Here is a 6,094-nt window from a genome sequence, read left to right as displayed (position 1 = left end):
CCCGGGCACGCCGGGTATCCCGCCGCACCGCCCGGGTACGGCGGCGCCGGGTTCGGATACGGCGGGCCGCCGGGGTCCGGCGGAGCGCCGCCCGGCGTACCCCTCGCGCCGCCGGTCTCTCCCGCACCCGCCGGTCGGACCGGGCCGGGGCGTGGCCGGCGGATGGGCTGGCTGGCGCTGGCCGCCGGCGTGGTGGTGATCGCGGTGCTGGGCACGAGCCTGTGGTGGGTGTTCCGCGACCGCTATCCGGCCCTGGACTTCCAGAACCTCACGCGGATCGCCCGAGCGGGGGTGGGCGACGAGCGGCCGGCCGCGATGTTCACCGCCGTGCTGGCCGACCGCGCCTACCTCGCCCATCCCCTGCCGGACGGCCGTCTCGAGGTGCGGGCGGTCGACACCACCACCGGGGACGGGCTGTGGACGAAGCAGACGCAGGCGACCGCGGAGCGGTGGGCGGGCATCCGGGCGCTGCCCGACGGGCTCGCGGTGTTCGCCGACGCCGCCGGCGACAGCACCCCGCGGGACATGGTGGTGCTCGACGGCTCCGGCACGCAGCGATGGGTGCTCAGCATCCACGGCGACGACGCGTTCTACTTCACCACCCGGACGGTGGTCTGGCTCGACCGGACCGGCAACCGGCTGGTCGGCCTGCGGCTCACCGACCGCCATGAGGAGTGGGACCGGGCCAACCCGCGCAACGAGTACGGGGACGCGCGTACCCGGGTGCTGCCGGTCGGCACCGGGGAGGCGCTGAGCGGCCCGGCGGACCTGGACGGCACGCCCCGCGCGCCCTGGCTGGGTGACGCGGACCGGCTGGTCCAGGTGGGCGCGGACCGGTCGGTGCGGGTCATCGAGATGGACAGCGGGAAGATCCTGAAGAGCCGGAAGAACGTCGCCGACGTGGACGACCCGGTGGCGGCCCGGGACGACCGGCTCTACGTGGTCGAGGACAACCGGGGCTTCCGGCTCCTCTCCTACGACCTGGGCAAGCTCGGCGAGCCCGCCACCCTCTACACCTCGGCGGGCGACGGCAGCCGGGCCAGGTCGCTGGTCACCTGCGGCGAGCACCGGGCCTGCCTGCTGGAGGTGCCGGAGTCGGGCGCGGACGGGACGAAGGTCATCGCCCTCACGGAGGGAAAGCCGACGCGGAGCTGGCCGGCCCCGAAGGCCGAGACGCTGGTGCCGCTCGGCGAGCACCTGCTCGCCGCGCACGACTCCCCGAAGCCGACCGTCACCCTCTTCGCGCCGGACGGCAGCACGGTGCTGCCGGAGCGGGACGGCGTCGCCGCCCGGCTGGACGCCGGCAACGTGCTCCTCTTCGCCGAGGCGCCGAGCAGTGCCGAGGACGACCGCAGCCTGGCCGGACTGGCGGTCGACACCAAGGAACTCTTCGAGATGGGCGAGCTCAAGGACGTACGCAGCGAATCCTGCTCGTGGAACACCCAGGTGATCGCCTGCGGCGCGGAGAAGGAGTTCGTGGTGTACCGGTTCGCCGGCTGAGTCAGCCCCGGTCGGCGCCGAGGTGCCGGAAGACCGCCAGCGTCGCCGGGTCGTCGATGGTGGGCGGCACCGGCTCGTCGCGCCCCTCCACCAGGCCGCGCATGGTCCGGCGGAGGATCTTGCCGGAGCGGGTCTTGGGCAGCGCCGGCACCACGGTCACCCGGCGGAACGCGGCGACCGGCCCGATCCGCTGCCGGACCAGGGCGACCAGCTCACCGGCGAGCGCGTCCGGGTCCACCTCGGCGCCGGCCTTGAGCACCACGTACCCGCTGGGCACCTGGCCCTTGAGCGCGTCCGCCACCCCGATCACCGCGCACTCGGCGACCGCCGGATGCCCGGCCAGCACCTCCTCCATCGCGCCGGTGGAGAGCCGGTGCCCGGCCACGTTGATGACATCGTCGGTGCGGCCCATCACGTACAGGTAGCCGTCGTCGTCGAACCGCCCGCCGTCGCCGGTGAGGTAGTAGCCGGGGAAGGTGGCGAGGTAGGAGCGGACGTACCGCTCGTCGTCGCCCCACAGGGTGGGCAGGCAGCCGGGCGGCAGGGGCAGCCGGATCACGATCGCGCCGTCGGTGCCCGCCGGCACCTCCCGGCCGGCGCCGTCGACCACCCGGACGTCGTAGCCGGGGACGGGCACCGACGGGGAGCCCGGCTTGATCGGCAGCGGCTCCAGGCCGCGCGGATTGGCCGCCACCGGCCAGGCCGTCTCCGTCTGCCACCAGTTGTCCACCACCGGTACGCCGAGCTTCTCCCCCGCCCAGGCCCAGGTGTCCGGATCGAGCCGTTCGCCGGCCAGGAAGAGGGTACGCAGGGCGGTCAGGTCGTGCCCGGGGATGAGCGCGCCGTCGGGGTCCTGCCGGCGGATCGCCCGGATCGCGGTGGGCGCGGTGAACAGGGCGGCGACCCGGTGCTGCGCGGCCACCCGCCAGAACGCCCCGGCGTCCGGGGTGCCGACCGGCTTGCCCTCGTAGAGGACGGTGGTCGCGCCGGTGAGCAGCGGCGCGTACACGATGTAGGAGTGGCCGACCACCCAGCCCACGTCGCTGGCGGCCCAGAAGACCTCACCGGGCTCGATGCCGTAGACGTTCCGCATCGACCAGCGCAGCGCCACAGCGTGGCCGCCGTTGTCCCGCACCACGCCCTTGGGCCGCCCGGTGGTGCCGGAGGTGTAGAGGATGTAGAGCGGGTCGGTGGCGGCCACCGGCACGCAGTCGACCGGCTCGGCGTCCGCCATCGCCTCGTTCCAGGCGAGGTCGCGCCCGGCGACCAGCGGCGCGGGTTCCTGGGGGCGCTGCACGAGCACGCAGCGCTCCGGGGCGTGGGTCGCCTCGTCGAGGGCGGCGGCGAGGATCGGGTGGTACGGCACCACCCGGTCCACCTCGATGCCGCAGGAGGTGGCGACGATCACCTTGGGCCGGGCGTCGTCGATCCGGACGGCCAGTTCGTGCGCGGCGAAGCCGCCGAAGACGACCGAGTGCACCGCGCCGATCCGGGCGCAGGCCAGCATCGCGACCACCGCCTCCGGCACCATGGCGAAATAGAGCAGCACGCGGTCGCCCCGCCGCACGCCGAGCCGGCGCAGCGCCCCGGCGAACCGGGCCGTCTCGGCCAGCAGTTCGGCGTACGTGAGGGTGCGGACCGTGCCGGTGACGGGGCTGTCGTGGATCAGCGCCGGCTGGTCGCCCCGGCCGGCCGCGACGTGCCGGTCGAGCGCGTTGTGGCAGGTGTTCAGCTCCCCGTCGGGGAACCAGCGGTACAGCGGCGCGGCGCTGTCGTCGAGGATCCGCTGCGGCTCGCGGTGCCAGTCGATGTCCCGCGCCGCCTCCCGCCAGAAGCCCTCCGGGTCGGCGATGCTCCGCTCGTACGCTGATCGATACGCGCCCATGCCGCCATGCTGCGTGGCGGCCGTCGCGGGGCACGACGGCCGACCGGGGTCGGTGCGCCGGAAGCACGCCCCGGCTCGCCGAACGGCCCGGACCGGCCGGTGGACGGTCGTCGTCGTGGGCGCTCAGCCTCCCGGGCGACGGATGAACCGGGCCGGGTGGGGTAATGCGATCGCCGTCCTGGTGGAGTGACGACCGGCGTCGCGGCGTACCGCGACCGGGCCGGCGGGCGGGCGGCGCGAGGCCGACCCGCCCGCGGCCTCGGCGGGTCAGTTGCCGGTGACCCAGTTCCAGGCGCTGACCACCCACTCGGTCTGCTGCAGGTAGGCCACCCCCACCCCGGCGAGGAAGAGCGCGGTCACCAGGTGCGCGCCGCGGGCGGTCCGGCGGACCCGGCCGAACTGCCGCTCCCAGACGATCCGGCCGAGCAGACGGGCGAGCGCGAACAGGCCGACCGCGGTCAGCAGGCTGAGCACGAAGGTGAACAGCGGGGCGGCCAGGTTGCCCCGGCCGGAGATCGCCCAGATGCCCCAGCAGACGAAGGCGAAGAGCCCACCGGCCGCACTCCACTCGCCGCCCCGGCGCAGCTGCGCCAGGTGCCAGCTCATCGGCCGGCGCGGCGCCGAGTCCTGGGCCCAGCCGGTCGGATCGACGGCGGCGAACTGCTCAGTCCGGGGCGTGCGGCGCGGCCCGACCTGGGCCACCCCCCGCTGGAACCCGTCCCGCTGCGGTGGCACCACTCCGACGCCCGGTTGGGGCGGCACCTCCACGGTCCGCTCCGCCCACGGCTGTGTCTGGTCCGCCATCTCGTGTCCTCCCCCTCGACCGACGCCGGCCACGGTTCCGAGGGTAGCGAGCCGGCAAATCGGTCGCCGACCCCGGACGTGATGGGCTACACACATCGGATGACGGACGTGACGGTGCCCCGGGCCGAGGACTTCGATGAGATTTCCGCGCTGCTCGCGCTGGCCTTCCACGACGATCCCGACCCGGAGATGACCGAGGTCGAGCGCGGGGTGTTCGAACCCGAACGCGCCCTGCTGGTCCGCGACGGCGGGACGGCGGTGGCGCACGCCGCCGCGTTCACCCGGGACCTTCAGGCGCCCGGCGCGAGCGTGCCGGCCGCGCATGTGACGATGGTCTCGGTGCTCCCCACCCACCGCCGGCGCGGGCTGCTCACCGCCCTGATGCGCCGGCAGCTCCGGGAGATCCGCGACGCCGGCCGGGAGCCGGTGGCGGTGCTCTGGGCCAGCGAGGGCCGGATCTACCCCCGGTTCGGCTACGGCCTCGCCGCGCAGAGGTACACGCTGCAGTGCGAGACCGCCGAGCTGCGACTGCCGGAACCGGCCTCCGCCGGGGGCACCCTCCGCCTCGACCGGCCGGCCGGCCACCGGGCCGAGCTGGCCCGGGTGTACGAGCGGGTACGCGCCGACCGGCCCGGCTGGTCGAGCCGGGACGAGCGCTGGTGGGCGTACGTGCTGGCGGACGTGAAGGGCCACCGCGACGGCGCGACCGAGCGACGGGTGCTGCTGCACGACGGGACGGACGGCGTCGACGGGTACGCGCTCTACCGGACGAAGGAGGGGTGGGAGCCCCGCGGCCCGCGCGGCGAGGTCCGGGTCGACGAGGTGGTCGCCGCGACGCCGGAGGCGTACCTGGCCCTGTGGCGGCTGCTGCTCTCGCTCGACCTGACCCGGCGGCTGTCGTTCCGGACCGCCGCCGTGGACGAGCCGCTGCTCTGGCTGTTGAACGAGCCGCGCGGGTTGGGCGCCCAGCTCGCGGACGCGCTCTGGGTGCGGGTGGTCGACGTGCCGACCGCGCTGGCCGCCCGCCGGTACGCGACCGACGTCGACCTGGTGATCGAGGTGACCGACGAACTGCTGCCGGAAAATTCCGGCCGGTGGCGGCTGGTCGGCGGCCCGGCCGGCGCCGAGTGCGTCGCCACCACCGCTCCCGCCCACCTCGCCTGCGACGTACGCGCCCTCGGCGAGCTCTACCTCGGCGGCGCCGGGCTGGGCGCGCTCGCCGCCGCCGGCCGGGTCCGCGAACTCATCCCCGGAACCGTCGCCACCTCAGCCGCCCCCTTCACCTGGCACCGCGCCCCCTCCCCCATGGAGGTCTTCTAACCCACCCCCACCCCCAGCCCGGGTCGATCATGAGGTTGGCCGCGCGATTCGCGCCGTTCGTCACCGCCAACCTCATGATCGACAGTCGGGGCGTGGGAGGTGGGGCCTGGGGGGTGGTGGGGGGCGGTACGGTCGGGTGATGGGTGAGGCGGAGCGACGGCGACGGCGGCTGCGGCACCACGGCGACGCCGGTACGCCGGAGGCGGAGGCGGCGAGCGCGACCACGTCGGCGGTGCACGACGACGATGGCTCCCGGTCGCCGCGCGGCGTCAGACGCGCCGAGCTGGACTCAGCGGACGATGGCTCCCGGTCGCCGCGCGGCATCAGACGCGCCGAGCTGGAGTCATCGGAGGTCCGGCATCGCCGCACCGGGCCGGCGGCCGAGGACGGCGAGCGCGGGCTGCGCGGGCTGGTCGGCTCGGGGTCGTCCCAGGTGAGCGTGACCGCCGCGCTGCGGGCCCGGGACGCGACCCGGCCGACCGACGCGGACCTGGCCGAGGCCGAGGCCCGCGTCGTGATCGTCCGCCGCAACTGGATCCCCCGCGACGAGCTGCCCCGCAGCGGCCGCTGACGGCCGCCCCGGCG

The 6,094-nt window shown here is 75.4% G+C and carries 4 protein-coding genes and 1 pseudogene; 3 read left to right on the top strand and 2 right to left on the bottom strand.

Annotated features, from left to right (window positions below):
- Positions 1-1,500 (top strand): annotated as a pseudogene (locus EFE23_RS21545) (Hsp70 family protein); the annotation flags it as partial.
- A 1-nt stretch (position 1,501) separates the two neighbouring features.
- On the opposite strand, the gene EFE23_RS21540 reads toward EFE23_RS21545, so the two are convergent.
- Complete coding sequence (locus EFE23_RS21540) at positions 1,502-3,385, bottom strand: propionyl-CoA synthetase (RefSeq protein WP_123242750.1); 1,884 nt, start codon at positions 3,383-3,385, stop codon at positions 1,502-1,504.
- 267 nt (positions 3,386-3,652) lie between these two features.
- Entirely contained in the window at positions 3,653-4,189 is a 537-nt protein-coding gene (locus tag EFE23_RS21535; RefSeq protein ID WP_123242749.1) for a hypothetical protein, read from the bottom strand.
- Positions 4,190-4,288: 99 nt separating this feature from the next.
- On the opposite strand from EFE23_RS21535, the gene EFE23_RS21530 reads away from it, so the two are divergent.
- Both EFE23_RS21530 and EFE23_RS21525 read left to right on the top strand, forming a co-directional pair.
- On the top strand, positions 4,289-5,509 hold the full coding sequence (locus EFE23_RS21530; protein ID WP_123242748.1) for a GNAT family N-acetyltransferase: 1,221 nt from the start codon (positions 4,289-4,291) through the stop codon (positions 5,507-5,509).
- Between the two features lie 139 nt (positions 5,510-5,648).
- Entirely contained in the window at positions 5,649-6,080 is a 432-nt protein-coding gene (locus EFE23_RS21525; RefSeq protein WP_373684033.1) for a hypothetical protein, read from the top strand.
- Positions 6,081-6,094 lie beyond the last annotated feature (14 nt).

This window comes from Micromonospora solifontis (assembly GCF_003725545.1).
Lineage (GTDB): Bacteria > Actinomycetota > Actinomycetes > Mycobacteriales > Micromonosporaceae > Micromonospora > Micromonospora solifontis.
This window is presented reverse-complemented; position numbering and strand designations above follow the sequence as displayed.

Excerpts from the sequence above, each read along its gene's own strand:
- EFE23_RS21540 (WP_123242750.1), bottom strand. The coding sequence starts at position 3,385 with ATGGGCGCGTATCGATCAGCGTACGAGCGGAGCATCGCCGACCCGGAG.
- EFE23_RS21535 (WP_123242749.1), bottom strand. The coding sequence starts at position 4,189 with ATGGCGGACCAGACACAGCCGTGGGCGGAGCGGACCGTGGAGGTGCCG.
- EFE23_RS21530 (WP_123242748.1), top strand. The coding sequence starts at position 4,289 with ATGACGGACGTGACGGTGCCCCGGGCCGAGGACTTCGATGAGATTTCC.
- EFE23_RS21525 (WP_373684033.1), top strand. The coding sequence starts at position 5,649 with ATGGGTGAGGCGGAGCGACGGCGACGGCGGCTGCGGCACCACGGCGAC.